Origin of the sequence: Phyllobacterium myrsinacearum, from assembly GCF_002980555.1 — a bacterium.
In the GTDB taxonomy this organism is placed as follows: Bacteria; Pseudomonadota; Alphaproteobacteria; order Rhizobiales; family Rhizobiaceae; genus Phyllobacterium; species Phyllobacterium myrsinacearum.
The window spans coordinates 756468-773599 of record NZ_PVBT01000001.1; the positions used below are offsets into that span (position 1 = coordinate 756468).

13 protein-coding genes are annotated in these 17132 nt (G+C 59.4%); 7 read left to right on the forward strand and 6 right to left on the reverse strand.

The genetic code is table 11. The features are described 5' to 3' along the window. Window positions 1-42: 42 nt before the first annotated feature. Window positions 43-1332 carry a glucoamylase family protein gene (locus C5750_RS03600; RefSeq protein WP_245420964.1) on the reverse strand — a complete coding sequence of 430 codons (1290 nt, stop codon included), beginning with the start codon at window positions 1330-1332 and terminating at the stop codon, window positions 43-45. 169 nt (window positions 1333-1501) lie between these two features. Between C5750_RS03600 and C5750_RS03605 the strand changes: the two genes are divergently transcribed. The 4 genes from C5750_RS03605 (at window position 1502) to C5750_RS03620 (ending at window position 7208) form a co-directional block, all read left to right on the forward strand. After that, the gene (locus C5750_RS03605; protein WP_105732469.1) at window positions 1502-2197 is read left to right on the forward strand and encodes a fumarylacetoacetate hydrolase family protein; all 696 of its coding nucleotides are present in this window, start codon (window positions 1502-1504) and stop codon (window positions 2195-2197) included. Between the two features lie 329 nt (window positions 2198-2526). Continuing rightward, window positions 2527-3009 (forward strand): hypothetical protein, encoded by a 483-nt coding sequence (locus C5750_RS03610; protein WP_105732470.1) that lies wholly within the window; start codon window positions 2527-2529, stop codon window positions 3007-3009. A 276-nt stretch (window positions 3010-3285) separates the two neighbouring features. Beyond that, window positions 3286-5817: a bifunctional lysylphosphatidylglycerol flippase/synthetase MprF gene (mprF, locus tag C5750_RS03615; RefSeq protein WP_245420965.1), complete on the forward strand. Its 2532-nt coding sequence runs from the start codon at window positions 3286-3288 to the stop codon at window positions 5815-5817. Further along, entirely contained in the window at window positions 5814-7208 is a 1395-nt protein-coding gene (locus C5750_RS03620; RefSeq protein WP_105732471.1) for a virulence factor family protein, read from the forward strand. The genes mprF and C5750_RS03620 overlap by 4 nt, the downstream gene beginning before the upstream one ends. Before the next feature lie 33 nt (window positions 7209-7241). Here C5750_RS03620 and C5750_RS03625 read toward each other — a convergent pair whose 3' ends face one another. Further along, the gene (locus C5750_RS03625; RefSeq protein WP_199537958.1) at window positions 7242-8267 is read right to left on the reverse strand and encodes a bile acid:sodium symporter family protein; all 1026 of its coding nucleotides are present in this window, start codon (window positions 8265-8267) and stop codon (window positions 7242-7244) included. Window positions 8268-8359: 92 nt separating this feature from the next. Between C5750_RS03625 and C5750_RS03630 the strand changes: the two genes are divergently transcribed. After that, on the forward strand, window positions 8360-9220 hold the full coding sequence (locus tag C5750_RS03630; protein WP_105732473.1) for a LysR family transcriptional regulator: 861 nt from the start codon (window positions 8360-8362) through the stop codon (window positions 9218-9220). Here C5750_RS03630 and C5750_RS03635 read toward each other — a convergent pair. From C5750_RS03635 to C5750_RS03650, 4 genes are all read right to left on the reverse strand, one after another. After that, window positions 9217-11016: a GGDEF domain-containing protein gene (locus C5750_RS03635; protein WP_105732474.1), complete on the reverse strand. Its 1800-nt coding sequence runs from the start codon at window positions 11014-11016 to the stop codon at window positions 9217-9219. The genes C5750_RS03630 and C5750_RS03635 overlap by 4 nt on opposite strands. A 148-nt stretch (window positions 11017-11164) precedes the next feature. After that, window positions 11165-12958 carry a chloride channel protein gene (locus C5750_RS03640; protein WP_105732475.1) on the reverse strand — a complete coding sequence of 598 codons (1794 nt, stop codon included), beginning with the start codon at window positions 12956-12958 and terminating at the stop codon, window positions 11165-11167. A 97-nt stretch (window positions 12959-13055) separates the two neighbouring features. Then, complete coding sequence (locus tag C5750_RS03645) at window positions 13056-13412, reverse strand: hypothetical protein (protein WP_105732476.1); 357 nt, start codon at window positions 13410-13412, stop codon at window positions 13056-13058. Between the two features lie 170 nt (window positions 13413-13582). After that, window positions 13583-14203, reverse strand: coding sequence for a hypothetical protein (locus C5750_RS03650; RefSeq protein WP_105732477.1), 621 nt, complete (start codon window positions 14201-14203; stop codon window positions 13583-13585). Window positions 14204-14495: 292 nt separating this feature from the next. Between C5750_RS03650 and C5750_RS03655 the strand changes: the two genes are divergently transcribed. Beyond that, entirely contained in the window at window positions 14496-15410 is a 915-nt protein-coding gene (locus C5750_RS03655; RefSeq protein WP_280952388.1) for a GntR family transcriptional regulator, read from the forward strand. A 339-nt stretch (window positions 15411-15749) separates the two neighbouring features. Further along, a complete protein-coding gene (locus C5750_RS03660) occupies window positions 15750-17126 on the forward strand; it encodes an aminotransferase (RefSeq protein WP_105732478.1) in 1377 nt (458 codons plus the stop codon). Window positions 17127-17132: the final 6 nt, after the last annotated feature.

Consider the following 17132-nt stretch of genomic DNA (forward strand, 5'->3'; position numbering starts at 1 on the left):
CGCCGGAATCTTGCCGGCTGCTCCGCTTGTGGCAATGCACAATCAGCCCAATGGTTCCAAAACAGGCGGCGGGGCAACGGCAAAATGCGGGCTGGAGAAGCCGAGCTTGAGCAAGCCGTCCCGAACTTCGGGCGCACCCATGAACAGGTTCCACAACAGGCCGGTGCGATGGTTCTCGATCATGGCGACCACGGGTCCCTGATCGATGCCGAGATAGGTGCGGGCAAACCATCCGCTGGTCTGTGAAAACGCATCGACAAAGCCAAAGCGCCCCCACATTTTCGCCTGGGGAAGCTGGAAAAAATGCCGCAAGGCATGCATGGCCTCCTCGGGTAGATAGGGCAGGCTGCAAAGGGCGGCCGTGGGTGCAATCAGGCCGAAATCCGAGGCGGGGGAGCTGACGACATAGCCGGCCGGGCCATGGCTCGACGTCAGTCCCCAGCTGTCCGGGCCGTAGCCGCGATAGCCGTGTGGATTCTCGACGCAGTGCTGGTAGTTGATGCGGGCGTGGTTGCAGTTCTGCTGCCAGTAATCGGCGTAGCGGTCGGAAAGTCCGCGCGGATCGAGACCGCAGAACGAATAGTGCGCGAAGAACAGCGGCCCGCCATAGTCGGGACCGAGCGGCAGGTTGATACCGTAATAATCCCGCCGGTTGATGAACTGGCTGCCGGTGGCAAAACCCTCGTGGTAGATGTCGGCATCAATGCCGTGCCTGGGCGCACCCGCCGCCAGCACATAGGCGATCAGTGCTTCATTCCAGCCGCGGATCGGTATATTGCGGGCAAAATGGTAGCGGGGGCTGTGGTGCCAGTACAGGACCTTTTCGTCATGCTTGATGTGTGCGGTCCATTCGACAGCGTGCCAGAGATGGTTGATACGGTCGCGCAGCGCAGTTTCTTCCGGAACTGGTGCGCCAAAATACTGCCGCACGCAGATCAAACCCTGCAGCAGGAATGCGGTTTCGACGAGGTCACCGCCGTCATCGCGTCTGGAAAAGGGGATGGTGGACCCGTCTCTGCCATGGAAGAAATGCGGAAACACGCCGTGATAGCGCTTGGTCTGTTCGAGCGCTGTCAGCATTGTGGCGATACGGCCGAGAGCCGCCTGCCGTTCGATCCAGCCGCGCTCGATTGCCACCAGTATGGCCATGAAACCAAAACCGCTTGCCCCTGCGGCAACAAGATCGTTCTTGGGGTCGGCATTTTTGCCGGTGCGGTCGCGGGCAAGCCCGCTATGGGGATGCGCGCCGTCCCAGAAATACTGGAAGCATGCGCGCTGGACCGCGTCCAGCAACCCCGCGTCATCCGGGGCCATGCCTGCTTTTTCACGCACGAATCTTTGATCCATAATGGCCGGGTATTCCTGCTACAGGGCACAATGACGCTGCATATGCCGGATTGCATTGGACGATTGTCTGACTTCTACACCATGTGTAGCGTGCCAAACAGCTTGCCAAGATCGAATCCGATCCCGGTCATCAATCTCATGTGAAGGGCCCATAATGCCGAACGATCAATTTGTTTTCCAGCCCGTTTCCCAGCCGATTCTGCGTGTGACCGGCTCGGAAAAGCTGTTTCCCGTGCACCGGATTTATTGTGTCGGGCGAAATTACGCCGATCACGCCATCGAAATGGGGCATGATCCGAACCGCGAACCGCCGTTCTTCTTCCAGAAGAATCCGGACGCGCTGGTCACCGGCAATGGCAATTTCCCCTATCCCAGCGGCTCCAGCGACGTCCATTACGAGATGGAAATGGTTGTTGCGCTGGGGAAGGGCGGAACCGATATCGCCGTGGGCGATGCGCTTGATCACGTCTTCGGCTATGCGGTCGGCCTCGATATGACGCGGCGCGACTTGCAGGGGGAAGCCAAGAAGCTGGGACGCCCATGGGACGTGGCCAAGGCATTCGAAGCGTCCGCACCCTGTTCCGACATCGTTCCGGCAGCAAAAATCGGCCATCCGTCCTCCGGCGCCATCTGGCTCACGGTGAACGGTCAGGAGCGCCAGCGCGGCGATCTCAGGCAACTGATCTGGAATGTCCCTGAAACCATCGCCTATCTCTCGACACTGTTCACGCTTCAGGCGGGCGACCTGATCTTTTCCGGAACGCCTGCCGGTGTGGGCGCCATCGTGCGCGGCGATGAAATGCATGGCGGCGTCGACGGTATCGGCGAGATTCGGGCGCGAGTCGTCTAGGTCCTGACCCTAGTCTCAAGCGCCATGCCGCTGAATTTTGCCAGCGAAGGGAAGTGTTTTCGCGTTGGCATCAGCAAAAAAGTGAAAAATAAATTTTGACGCCGATCTGCGGGGATATCTCGATCCGTTTCACGCAGGTCAGCGTCAAACCGGTCCAAAATGGGCCGGCGGGCGCTCAAGTTTGACAGTTTTGTGTCTGTGCATTGATGGTGTTCCGGCTAAACAAATCCGCATGACATTTTTGTTAGAAACGTCCCTGTTGTCTTTGAAATCAAATGGTCTATTGAAGAATCTGTTTTTCTCTCACCAGAACTCCAGAGCACCCGTTTATGAACCACCGCATTCTCTTTGGCTCCTACCCGATCCCGCGCTTTGCCGGGATTGCCAGCCATAATTTTGTGGTTTGGACCGATGAGACGGGCAGGCCGCTTTATGAGATCAATGGCGGTGCAGCCAATGCGGACGGCAGTTTCAACTACTGCGCCATTCGCGGCCGGCTGACAGCTGTGGTAACCGACTATTCCAAGCGCGACCTGATCTATTGCCCCGAGTTCTATGTGCGCCCGACATCGCGCACCACACTGCTGCTTGAAGGAAATTATACGTCCATCGCCACAAAATGGCGTGCGGCGGTGGATGTCGCGTCGCGCATCCGTGCATCCGGCCTCATCTATTCGTTCCTGATCCAGAACAGCAACTCCGTGGCAACGGCCATTGCCGAAGGGATGGGGCTGACGCCGCCATCCGCAGCTGTCGGAAGAGTAAGGGCACCGGGATCGTATCGTCACCTTGCGCTGGATCAAGCGGCCTAGTAGCGCAATTCATCAGAATGCAATAACAAGCACACAATAGTGCACTCGATTTTGGCTCGGCCAAAATCGAGCGTTCGTGTTGTGGCATACTGCCGCCATTATTACATAGCTTATCACGCCTGACCAAAGTCATGGGGATTTTGGCACTATTGGAAAGACGACGCATTGATTTCGGACCCTGCCACGTCTCCGGTTCATAGCAACGAGAAAGCGCTGCAGAGAATTAACGCGCGCTCGCAGCTTAAACTGCCGTGGGGAAAGCGGACGAAATCGGCGATGTTCGCCTTCTTCGGCGTTGGCGTGGCTGTCCTCAGTCTGCTGGTGCTGACGCATTTGTCGAGCGAGATTTCGTTCAAGGCCGTCAAGCATTCCATCCACGCGATACCGAACAGCACATTGCTGTTGGCGCTGTTCTTTACCTTCGTCAGCTTTGCCGCCGTTGCGCTCTATGACGTGGTGGCGGTGGAAACCATCGCGCCCAAGCGTGTGCCCTATTATATCTCCGCCATGGCAGGCGGTGCCGGATATGCCATCTCCAACGCGCTCGGATTCTCGCTGCTGACCGGCGGGGCGCTGCGTTACCGGGTCTATGCCGCTGAAGGCATCAATGTGGCCGACATCGGCCGGATCATCGGCACGTCGTGGCTGGCCATCTGGTTTGCCTTCACCATCATGATTGCCGTTGCGCTGGTGATCGATCCCACGCGTATTCCCTGGATCGTGTCGTTCGGTCCGGTGATTGACCAGATGATCGGTGCGTCCATTCTGCTTGCGGTGGCGGTCCTGCTCTACTGGCTGTCGCGCCGCGAGCGCACGCTGCGCATCGGCCGTATGTCGGTGCGCCTGCCGTCGTCGCAAGGCGCCATGCTGCAGATCATTGCGGGACTGGTTGATGTTGCCGCCGCTGCGGCGACCCTTTATGTCCTGATGCCACACGGAGCGGTGCCGAGCATCGCCGCCTTTGCGCTGATCTATGTGGTCGCCGTGGCCCTTGGCATCATCAGTCATGCGCCCGGTGGCATCGGCGCGTTCGAGGCCACGATGATTGCCGGTCTGGGGATTGGCACCAATCCCGACGCGATTGCTGCCTTGCTGGCGTACCGGGCGATCTACACCCTCATTCCGTTCCTTGTCGCCATCATCGGCTTTGTCATCTCGGAAATACTGCGGCGCCGGCACCTCATTGCCGGGCCGACCATGCTGGCCGTGCGGGTGTTCGAAACGCTGATACCGCCGCTTTCCGCCGGTATCGCCTTTCTCGGCGGCATTGTCCTGCTGATTTCCTCGGTCACGCCGGACTTCACGCGCCGCCTCGAGGTGCTCTCGGATTTCGTGCCGATGCCGTTTTTGGAAATGTCGCATCTCGGCGCGAGTTTTGTCGGGCTGGCCCTGCTCATCGTGGCGCGGGGACTGGCGCGGCGGCTTTGGCGCGCCTGGGTGATGGCCGTTGTCCTCTTCAGCCTGGGGGCGGTCTTTTCCCTGGCAAAGGGACTGGATTGGGAAGAAGCACTGGCCCTGACCCTGATGGCGGGCGTGCTGCTGCTGTTCGGCGATTCCTTTTACCGCAAGCCGATGGGGGAAAGTTTCAAGCTGACCTGGGGCTGGCTCGCCAGTATCGGCACCACCGCCTTTGCCGTGCTGTGGCTCGGTTTCTTCGCCTATCGCCATGTGGAATATGCCAACCAGCTCTGGTGGGAATTTGCCTGGGATGCGCAGGCATCCCGCTTCCTGCGCGGTAGCGTGCTGCTGCTGACCCTGCTGGCGGCGATCACCATCAACACGGTGATCAACGGTGTCGGGCGCGGCAAGCTGCGGGCGCAGCCCATCCCGGAAGAGGTGCCGGATCTGGTGGCGCAATCGCCGCGGGCCTCCGATGCGCTGGCACTCTTGGGCGACAAACGGTTCTTGATGGATGGCAAGGGGCGCGGCTTTGTCATGTTTGCCCGCTCCGGCGGCAGTCTGGTGTCGATGGGCGAGCCGGTCGGCGGGGATGACGGTGTCATTGCGGGGCTTGCGTGGGCGTTTCGCGACATGGCGGATCGCACCGGCGCCCGGACCGTTTTCTACGGCGTCGGACCGGAACGCCTGCCGCTGTTCCTCGACATGGGCCTGACAGCGCTCAAGCTTGGCGAAGTGGCGCGCGTGGAACTGCGTGATTTTTCGCTGGAGGGTTCAAAACGCCAGCCGCTGCGCTATGCGGCAAGGCGGCTGGAAAAAGAAGGCATCTCCTTTGAAATCCTGCCCAAGGAGCAGACGCCGGCCGTCATGGATGAACTGCGCGAGGTGTCCGACGCCTGGCTCGAAATGAAATCAGGTTCCGAAAAGCGTTTCTCGCTCGGCTCGTTCGAAGTGGCGTATCTCTCGCATTTCGACATTGCGGTCCTGCGCAAGGATGGTGCTATCGTGGCTTTTGCCAATGTCTGGCGCGGCGCGGGGCAGAAGGAAATTGCTGTTGATCTGATGCGGCACCGGCCCGATGCATCAAGCGTTATCATGGATGGCCTGTTTGCCAATCTGCTGATGGCGGCGAAGGCAGAGGGCTACGAGTGGTTCAATCTCGGTGCTGCACCCTTGTCCGGTCTTTCCGACAGCCACCTTGCGTCCCGCTGGAACCGCATCGGGTCGTTCATCTACCGGCGCGGTGCCGAATTTTATCGATTTGACGGATTGCGTGCGTTCAAGGATAAGTTCGGGCCGAAATGGACGCCCTATTATCTGATTTGCCCCCCAGGCCTTGCCACGCCGCGTTCGCTGATCGATGCAACGAATTTGGTGAGCGGCAGCCCCTTCGAGGTGTTTAAACGATGAAATTTCTACGCAGGCCCTATCTGTATCTCGTTGCTGCGCTTGTGATTATCAGCATCATTCTCTCCGTCACCTATCGCACCATGCCCTGGCTTGGTTTCGGGACCTCCGGACGCATTCTGGTCACATCCGAACGCCTGAGCGAGGTCCCGCTGCTGCAGCCGCGCATGAAACCGACCGGTATTGCCATCCTCGTGTCGCAGACCGGCGGTATCGGTGCTGATGACGAGGCGCTGTCCAAGCTGCTGCTCGATCGCGGGTTCCTCGTCCTGATGGTCGATCTGGAAAGGTGGCGTCAGCAACTCAACCAGGATACGGGCGAATGCACCTATTTCGTCTCCGATCTTGAGGGCATTGCGAAGGAAGCTCAGCGCATGATTTCTCTCGATACCTATATGCATCCGGTGATGATCGGCATTGGCGAAGGCGGCGTGATGTCCTATGCCTCGGTCGCCAATTCACCGGCGGCAACCCTTGCGGGTGCGGTGGCACTCGACCCGACCGTTGCGCTCAACACCAAGCTGCCCTCCTGCGAGGGGGCGGATTTCGAGCCCGTGGCCGGACAGGGCTACAGCTATTCCTATGATGCCGACCTGCCCAATCCGGCGGTGGTCGTGCGGGAAAAGGCAGATCCGGCACCATCCGGTCCGCCGACCCCCGGCTATTTCAAGGCGCAGGAGAAGCTGGCCGCAGGCAAGCCCGAGCGCATGCAGATGGCGGCGGATGCGGCAGTGGAAATTGCCAAGGAGGATGCCTCCGCCGATACCCTGCCGATCGTTGATATTCCAAGCAGCAGCGGCCCGGCGAAATATCTCGCTGTCTTCTTCTCCGGCGACGGCGGCTGGCGCGATATCGACAAATCCGTCGGCGACATCATCGCCAAGGAAGGGGTGCACGTCGTCGGTGTCGATTCCCTGCGGTACTTCTGGTCGGTGCGCAAACCGGAGGACATCGCCAAGGATATCGGCCGCATCATCAAGAAAGCCGATCCGACAAGCAAGCTGCCCGTGGTTCTTCTCGGCTATTCCTTCGGGGCGAACACGGTGCCCTTCGCCTGGCCCTTCATTCCCGAGCATCTGCAGCAGCGTATCGCCATGGTCGGGCTGATCGGCACGGAGGAGACCACGCCGTTCCAGGTCTCGGTCGGTGCGTGGCTGGGTCTGGGCGGCGACAACGAGGTGGCGCCCGCCATTGCCAAACTGCCGCCGGCAAAGGTCCTGTGCGTCTATGGCACGCAGGAGGACGATACGGCCTGCAATGACCCCTCGCTCAGCACGGTGCAGAAAATCCAGTTGAAGGGCGATCATCATTACGATGAAAAATATGACACGCTGGCTGCCAAACTGATGGAAGCCATCGCATCCCGCGTGCCGGCGCAGCCATCCGCGCAGTAATGTTGCCAGTTCGAATCTGGAGACCCGCGCCGCCTAGCCGGCGGCGCTGGTTGCAGCCTTTTTATCCCCGGCAGATTGGACTGGGGCCTCGGATGCCTGCTTCTTGCGTGCATCCGCGTAGCGCTGGGCAATGACGGCACAGGCCATCAGCTGGATCTGGTGGAACAGCATCAGCGGCAGCACGATGCTGCCGATGTTCTGACCGGCGAAAATCACCGTGGCAATGGGCACGCCGCTGGCAAGGCTCTTCTTCGAGCCGCAGAAGGTGATGGCGATCTCGTCCTCCTTGGAGAAACCCAGCCAGCGGCTGCCATACATGGTCGTGAGCAGGACCAGTGCAAGAAGCACGATGTTGACGGCAATGACCACGCCGAGATCGCGCAGCGACATGGTCTTCCACAGGCCTTCATTCACCGATTCGCTGAAGGCGAGATAAACAACCATCAGAATGGAGCCGCGATCCACCGGCATCAGGATTTTCTTCTTGCTGCGGATGAAATCGCCGATCCATGGCTGCAGCACCTGTCCGAGAACGAAGGGCGCCAGCAATTGCAGCAGAATGGATTGCAGTGCATCCAGCGAGAACCCGGCGTGGCCGCTGGCGGAAAACAGGACGCCAGCCAGAAGCGGGGTCAGGAACATGCCGAAAATATTCGAGGCGGATGCCGAACAGATGGCGGCGGGAACATTGCCGCCGGCTATCGATGTAAAGGCGATGGACGACTGCACCGTTGACGGCAGAACGCACAGAAACAGAATGCCGGTGTAAAAAGCCGGCGGCAGGATGGCAGGAACAAGCACACCGGCAGCCAGACCGAAGATCGGGAACAGCACGAAGGTGGCGGCGAGAATCGTCAGATGCAGTTTCCAGTGCAGAAACCCGGCAATGACCACATCCCGCGACAGGCGCGCGCCGTGCAGGAAAAACAGAAGCCCGATGGCCACTTTCGTCGCCAGACCGAAATAACCGGCGGCCACGCCGCTGACGGGGAAAAACGATGCGAGCACAACGGTGGCAACCAGCATCAGGGTGAAATTGTCAGGCAGGAAACGGGACATGGCTGTTATTCCGGTACGATAGATTTGCGGCAGCATCCACTATCATGATATAGGATGCAAGGAATAACACTTATCATGATTCAGGATTTCATATGCTTGATCTCATGCAATTGCGCAGTTTCGTCGCGCTGGAGCAGATGGGCAGTTTTTCCCTGGCGGCGAAAAAGCTGGGGCTGGGCCAGTCAACCGTCAGCCAGCATATCCAGAGGCTGGAGACGCAGCTCGGCCGCAGTCTGGTGCAGCGCGATACGCACCGTCTTGCCCTGACGCCGGATGGCGAGGCGCTGCTTGCCCATGCGCGGACCATGCTGACGATCAATGGCGAAGTGCAGGCGCTTTTTGCTGAAAACAGTTTGCGCGGTCATCTGCGCCTGGGTGTTTCCGAAGATTTTGTCACCAGCCGTCTTCCTGACGTGCTGGAGGATTTCGGCCGGGCGCACCCGTCCGTCGACCTGGAACTCACGGTGTCCTTGAGCGGTGTCCTCTATGAAATGCTGGACCGGGGCGAGATCGATCTGGTCCTGGCCAAGCGCCGTCTTGGCGACCCGCGCGGCGAGCTGGTCTATCGCGAGCCGCTGGTCTGGCTGGCGCGTGATCCGGCGCGTCTCGTGGGAAAGCAGAAGGCATTGCCGCTGATCGCCTTTCCACCGCCGAGCATTACCCGCCGTGTCGCACTGGAGACACTGGAAAAGCATCAGATTCCCTGGCGTATCGTCTGCACCTGCGGCAGCCTCAGCGGCCTGATTGCGGCAGCGAGAGCCGGCATGGGCGTTCTGGTGCAGCCGCGCAGCATGGTTCCGGCCGGCTTGCAGGAGCTTCCCGCGGGCCGGCTGCCGGCGCTTGAGGATGTGGAATTCGTGCTGGTTCCGCGCAAGGGCGCCGATGGTGAACTGATCGCGGCGCTGTCGAAGGAAATCCTGTCGAATGTCCGCAATTTCCAGAATGCCAGTTAAACCTCTGTCAGATTGCTGAACACCAGTCCGGACGGATTGGCTTTGGCGGATGCCTTGATCGCCGCGATGGATGCGCTGACCCGGTTGACGTCCGCATGCATGAGACCTTCGGCAATCTCCAGCACGGCAATGCTGCAGCGCATGAGCGGAAAGTGGCGCTCGCCACCGGACCGGTCATGGGCGCGGATGGCGCCGGCAGTGCGGTCTTCCGGCGTATAGAGATCAAGCACATTGGTCTGGAAATCGCTCAACAGACCGGTCAGCCGTTCCTCGATTTCCGCCCGGCTGCCTCCGCTCATCCCGATGAAGAAGTCGTCGCCGCCGACATGGCCGAGGAACTTGTCTTCCCCGACAAAATGATGCCGGAGCAGCGAGGCAAACAGGCCGATGGCCAGATCGCCCTTCTGGAAGCCGTAATGATCGTTGAACGGCTTGAAATTGTCGAAGTCGCAATAGCAGAAGAAGCGGGTCGATGAACCGTCCCGCATGATGTCCTGCACATAGTCGCGGATGGAGCGATTGCCCGGCAGGCCGGTCAGCGGATTCTGGTCCTGCGCGGTCTTCAGCTGCTTCTCATTGATGATTTTCAACAGGGACGAGGCGGAGAGGACACCGGCATAGCGCAGGTTCTCGGTCAGGATCACGCAGTCGCTGCCGTCGATTCCAGCGAAAATCTTGAGCATCTGCTCGGCGGGCGTATCGAGATCGGCGATGGGGGTTCCGGTCACGAAGTGCGAAATGCCGCGCTGATAAATGCGGTTTTTCAGGAGATCGCGGCCGAAGGGATGATAGATCATCGCCTTGACGTGATATTCGTGCAAAACGCCGCGCGGCTCGTCATTGGCGCTGAGCACCGGAAAAAAGCTCTGCTGCGGGTTTTTGCGGAAGAGCTCAAAGACATTGTCGAGATCGTCGTTCTCACGCACGGCGGGAAGGCGCTGCACCTGCGCCCGGATGAGAATGCTGTCGAGTGTCGTGGTCTGGCGGCGCCCGCTGCCGGCCTGTTCCAGGTGGGGATAGGTATCCTGCAGCTCCCCGACATGGGTGGTGGGGCGCGCGATGTAATATCCCTGGACGAGATCGCAGCCGAGATCGCGGCAGACGATATATTCCGCTTCCGTTTCCACGCCTTCGGCGATGACGCGTGCACCCAGCATATGACCCATCTGGACAATCTGCTTGACGATGTGGCGTTTGCGCGGGCTGGCGTCGAGACCCGAGATGAAGTGGCGGTCGATCTTCACATAGTCGGTCGGATAGTCGCACAGCAGTTTCAATCCGTTGAAACCGACGCCGAAATCATCGATGGCAAGCTTGAAGCCGCCGTGGCGCAGCTTGTTGATCAGCGCGGTGAAAGCTGCGTCCTTGGTGTTGTCGAAACGCTCGGACAGTTCGAAACAGATGGAGGAGGGGCGAATGCTGGCTTTGATCAGCTGCTGGGCAAGGCGCTCGATGAAATTGGTGCCCAGGCTGATCAGCCGCGCATCGATATTGATGAACAGCATGCGGTGGGTGAAGCCGGGCAGGCCGGAAAACCCGGCAAAGGCCCGGCCGTTGATCATCTGTTCCAGCTCGGCCAGTTGGCCGACATCATGCGCCTTGTCGAGCAGTTCGGGCGGCGAACCAAAACCCAGCCGGTCAAACCCGCGCATGAGCGATTCATAGCCGAAAGTCGCCCCGGTTGCCGCCTCGACGATCGGCTGGAATGCGGTTTCTATGGCCAGCTTTGCGAGGGTCACGAGCTGATCGTCACCAAAACGGCGCAGGACCAGCATTTCAGCGGGTTGGAAGGACATGGGGTACTCCGGCATGGATGCAAATTGCAGCCGGATAATTTCCGCTCATCCTTGAATATTCCGTTTCTGCCAGATGACAGTTTTATGAAGTTTGCAGCAGGTAATGGAGCAGCGGCATGCCGGTGGTGGTTTCAGCGCGTTTCCGGCCTTACAGTTCGCCGGAAATCTCCCGCCGCCGCTGGTCGAGTTCTTCACTGTAACGGCGCAGCGTATGGCTTTCCGTGAGAAGCCCGACGACGTTGCGTTCGATCAGGTTGTCAATGACAGCAAGCGCTTCGCTTTCCGTCTTGTCGAAAACGCCGACCGCCTGCTTGGCATTCATCTGCGGATGCAGGAAATCGCCCTGATACTTCATCAGGCTGCCGATTTCCTGGGTGCGCGCCGATTCATCGACGATTTCCGAATGGGCTTCCGGTACGAGAACGATACCGGCATATTTGCCCGCATCGTCAAGCACCACGACGCGCTGGGTGGAGCCGAGGGGAAAATCGTGGCGGAAGTCGGCGATGGTCATATGGGTCGATGCGGTGCGCACATCCCGGCGCATCAGGCGGTCGACGGTGAGATTGCGGATCCAGCCGACATCGTGCGCGCTGCGGATGCTTTCCCCGCGCAGATGAAAGCGCCACGTGGCGAAGGAATAGCCAAAGGTGTTGCGCACGGTCAGCGATGCGGTGATGACAGCGGCCAGAACCAGCGCGGTGATCGGAAAATCCCCGGTGATTTCCAGAGCCAGGAAGGTCATGGTCAGCGGTCCGCCGATAACGGCGACCGCAAGGGAACTCATGCCGACTACCGCATAGATGACGGGGGTCAGCGTGGCATGGGCAAAGATGAAGGGAGCGGAGTAGGCAAATATCTTGCCGAGGAGGGCGCCCATGAACAGGGAGGCGAAGAAGAGACCGCCCCTGAAGCCGGAGCCAATGGACACGGCGGATGCGATTGATTTGAGCAGGAGGATGCCGAGCAGCGAGGCAATGGTTGCGGTGTGATCGAGATTGAGGTGGAGGGCGCCATGGCCGCCGGACAGCACCTGCGGCGAAACCAATGCAAGCGCACCCACGACAGCGCCGCCCATCGCCGGACGGATCGATGACGGAACCGAGCTCTTGCGGGCGAGTTCCTCGACAAAGGAGACGCCCTTCATCAGCAGGATGCCGGCACCGGCGCACAGGATGCCGAGGAGCAGCGCCGGTACGTAGTCGGCGGTGACGACGGTGCCGAAACTGCCGACGTCGATCATGAAATCACTGCCGACGAGGGCGCGGGCGACCATGGTGGAGATAAGGGCTGATACAACGACGGGCGCGAGGCTGGTGATGGTGTAGGAGCCGATGATCAGCTCAAAGGCGTAGAACGATCCGGTAAGCGGCGCGTTGAAGGCCGCCGAAATGGCGCCCGCCGCGCCGCATCCAACGAGAATGCGCAGTTCGGCCCGGCGCAACTGCAGGGACAGGCCGAGCTTGGATGCCAGGCCCGATGCCAGCTGAGTATAGCCGGCTTCCAATCCTACGGATGCGCCGAAACCGTTGGAGATGACATTCTGTACGGCGACGATGATGCTGTCGTTGAGGGAAAGCCGGCCGCCATGCAGGGCATTGGCCTCGATCGGATCGACCATGGGGCGTTTGCGCCAGCGTGCCAGTATCAGCACCAGAACACCGAGCAGAATTCCACCGGCAAGCGGAGCCGAAAAAACAATCACCTGATCCAGCGCACTCATGGAGCTTAAGCGTTCGCCCTCTTCGATCTTGAAGATGAGCTGGTGCATTTGCTGGGTAACAAGGCTCATGCCCGTGACCACGACACCGGCAACCAAGCCGATCAGTGCGGCGGCAAGCACAAGCCCAAGCTCGCTGCCGCGCGCGAAGGCCCGGAGCCGGCTGGGTGCCAGGAGAATGGAGAGGACACCAAGGCGGCGAATGTTGAATTTGCGGAGCATTTTGGACTGCAGGGACGAGGAAAGTTGCCCGTGCAGGTTTATACCCAAGGCGCAGCCGCGTCAAAACAAGAGGCACGTAAAATGGCGCGATTTGGCTTTAGCCGCGTGTATACCGGGGCCGGTGCGGAGCGGGAGAGCCGGGCTTGATCAAGGCGGCCTTGCGCGCCGCTGCCTCGGCCTGTTCACGGCGCAGCTGATGGGCTCTTGCCGCGTCGAGCGTCAGGCGCAATTCGAAATTCTTGCGGACGGCGCGGTCAAGCGAAAGCTCGGCAAGCCGCTTCACGTCCGATACACCCGAGGTATAAATCTGCAGGATGATCAGGGATATTTCCTGCGCATAGACCTTTGAGCGCGGGCCAAGATCCAGCATGCGGAAAGCTTCAGCGTAAGCCTTTCGCATGATTGCCAGGTCCTGCGGCGAGTAGACCGGTCCCGCCGAATCGCAAAAAATCATCGTTACCCCCGAAACGGCACGCGGCGCATGCTGTTACAACCCAATCAGCCCACAACCAAACTATTGGCAATAGGTGTGGAGAACAACTGGAAATCGTGCTGCGGCGTACAGGCGGCGGCAACGGTGGCTGACGGGCCCGGCCTGACGGCCAGATTCCGGCGCATGCAAGGTCAGTGCGGGCAGGTCTGCGGCTGTCCGTTCAAGCCCTGATGCTTTATCTCGAATGTCGATTTTGACGTCTCGCCGTTTCGGGTGATCGTGACGACATAGATGCTGTCGAAATCGTCTTTCGGCCATTTTGGCACGGCGCCGGCATCGCCATTGTTGGCCTCGAGCAGGTCAGTGACAATGTTGTCGATTTTCTTGTGTTCCCAGGCGACGAGGATGCGGGCATTGCGCAGTTTTGGCTTGCTGAGAGCCTTGGCGAGGTCCTTGCGCTCGGAAACGCCGATGCTTGCGTTGACCGGCAGGCCGAACGAAATGGCCGTCGGCTCAATCGTGGCCAGCGGGCGAATATAGTCATAGTTCTCGCCGCCATCTTCCTTCTGATCGGAAGGGTTCGGCGCGAAAATATAGTCGGGCTTGCCCAGTGTTTTGGCAATCACGGGGGGAAGAGCAAGGGCGCGATTCAGCCCCTGGCAATTGAGCTGGCCCAAGCCTTTTTCCGGCTTTTCACCATGCCTGATAAAGGCAATTGTCTGGACGCTGTCGCTGCTCCAGGCAGGCGCGGTGCCGGCTGTCAAAGCCAGCATGGCAATTGCGGTGAGTGGTCCGAATGATCGTAAAGCCATGGTGATTCCTTCCCTTTGCCAATTCCTATTCCGGCTAACATGGAAGCGCTACAGGATTCTTCGAGCGCCAGCCCGTCAGGACAGCCCGCAAGGACATCCGCCAATGCCATGATCTGGACGGATGAATGCCGTATCACCAGCCCCGACATGTCCCCATGGCCGTTCGCTATTGAACAAATGTGATGGTTTGACGCAGAAAAGTGCGCATTTATGTTGGAAATGGCCTTATAAGGATTGATAAAAGTTCTTTGTTGGGAAAAAGTACAATTATTATTACAAGGGGTATCGGAACTTGACCAAGCACACGCCACTTCAGACACGGATTCGCGATCAATTGCAACGACGGTTCGGTGAGGACCTGCATGTCGGCGACCGGGTGAATGAGGCGGAAATTGCCGATGCCCTGGGGATTTCGCGCACGCCCGTGCGCAAGGTGCTCTGGCAGTTGCAGAATGAAGGTGTCGTCAGCTACGAGCAGCATCGCGGGTTTCGCCTCGCGGACGCAAGCGCCGACGTGTTTGATACGGATGCCGAGAAGAATGAGCTGCTGGATGAACGGGTGATGCGCGACATGGCGCTCGGCCAGCTCGGCAGCGTGATCAGCGAGCGGGCGCTGATGCAGAAATATGCGGTTCCGCACGGCATTCTCATGTCAACCCTGCGCCGCCTGATGCGCGATCAGCTGGTGGAGCCTTCCGTCGGTCACGGATGGATTTTTGCCGACGTCAGTGCGACTGCCCTGGAAAGCGGATACAAGTTCCGTCAGATTCTCGAGCCGGCCACCATTCTGGCCGATCCCTACTTCGTCGATGTCGAGGCCTTTCAGGCGATTGATCGCGACCATGCCAATACAATCGCCAATATCGAAAAAGTTGATCAGCGGCGGCTTTTCGATCTGGACGCCAAATTTCACCGGTTGGTTGCGCTCGGCGCCCGGTCTGCGCATCTGGTTGATGCCATCGAGCGGCAGAACAATATCCGGCGGGTCAATGAATATATCGGGTTTGTCCGGCTTGAGCGCATCCGCGAATCCCTTGGTGAGCACCGCAACATCATCGCGGCCCTGCTGCGCGGTGAGAGGCAGGTGGCTGCAGCCTTGATGCGGCTGCATCTGCAAATCTCCAGGGATGAAACATTCAAATACATCGATGACGATCTGGAGCGGGTCCGGGCGGGGGATTTGCATCTTTCCCTGGAGCAGGATTGATACGGCACCCGCCAGCTGCGCCGATGTACTGATCCGCGGATGGGATGCGGATGGCCCATGTGGATGTTTTTCGTTTTTAACATTGGTATAGTGCAATAAAGAATTTTCCCGCCGGAATTGCCGGGTGCCGGGATAAATCCCTATTTCAAGAAACATCGCAGTGAATATACCGATAAACAGGCATGTTTATGCCAATCTGTAAAAATATATTGTGCGATGCAATCGGGTAGAGCGGTTTAACCTACGATATCGAAAAGCATTTTATATTGACAAAATGCAATATGTGACTTCTCATGAAGTGCAGATGCGATCAACGCATCGTTACTTCTGGAGGGATTCATGGATACAACAGTACAGTCTTGGGAGCGGCGCGAACTTGGCAGCTTCTTTCACACATTCTCGGATTTGGCATCGCTGCGGGAGGACGGGCCTGCCATCGTCGAGAAAGGCGATGGCGCCTATATCTTCGATACCGCCGGCAAGCGCTATTTCGAGGGCAATTCCGGTCTTTGGAACATGACGCTGGGATTTTCCGAAACGCGCCTGGCCGAGGTTGCCGCCCGGCAATATGCGCAGTTTCCCGGTTATCACACCTTCTTTGGCCGCAACTCAAAGCCGACCATTGCCCTGGCCGAGCGCATGCTTGAACTGGCGCCCGTGCCGATGAGCCGCGTCTTTTTTACAAATTCGGGCTCGGATGCCAATGAATCCGTCATCAAGCTCCTGTGGATGATGTGGGCGGCAGAGGGCCAGCCCAGGCGGCGCAAGCTTCTGACACGCAAGAACGCCTATCATGGCGCCACCGTCATGGCTTCGGCGTTGACGGGCAAGGATTACGTGCGGGCCTTCGGCCTGCCCAATGCCGAGATCGTTACCCTTGACTGTCCGCATAGCTGGCGCTTTGCGCTGCCGGGTGAAAGCGACGAGGACTATTCCGCGCGGCTTGCCGCCCGGCTCGAACAGCAGATTGTGGCGGAAGGCCCGGAGACCATTGCCGGCATGTTCGCCGAGCCCGTGATGGGGGCAGGCGGTGTCATCGTGCCGCCGGACGGGTATTTCCGCATGATCCAGCCGGTTCTGCAGCGTTATGGCATCCCGCTCGTCGCCGATGAGGTGATCTGCGGCTTTGGCCGGACGGGGCATCTGTGGGGTGCGCAGGCAGTCGGTCTGCGGCCGGATATCATCGTGGCATCAAAGAGCATGTCGGCGGGCTATTTCCCGATGGGCGCCGTGATGCTTTCGGCCGACATGGACAAGCGGGCGACCGCGGCCTGCGAACTTTGGGAGGAGTTTCCGCATGGTTATACCACCGGCGGCCATCCCGTCGGATGTGCCATTTCGCTGGAAGCGATCCGCATCATCACGGAAGAGGGCATTCTCGACAATATTCGCAAGGTCGGGCCGGTTTTTCAGGCCGGGTTGCGCACGCTGGCCGAACACCCCATGGTTGGCGAGGCGCGCGGCCTTGGCCTGATGGGCGCGCTGGAGATGGTGGCGGATAAGAAAACCAAGACCGCCTATGCGGGAGAGTACCGCGTTGGGGACAGGATCGCCAAGGCGGCACGGGATCTCGGCTTCATCATTCGTCCGCTCGGTGCCTCCGTGGTTTTGGCGCCGCCATTCATTGCGACGCTTGACCAGATCGGGCAGCTGCTGGATGTCCTGAAGCGGATTCTGGACGATGTTCATGCGGATGTGAACAGGCGTTGCGCCTGAGATATG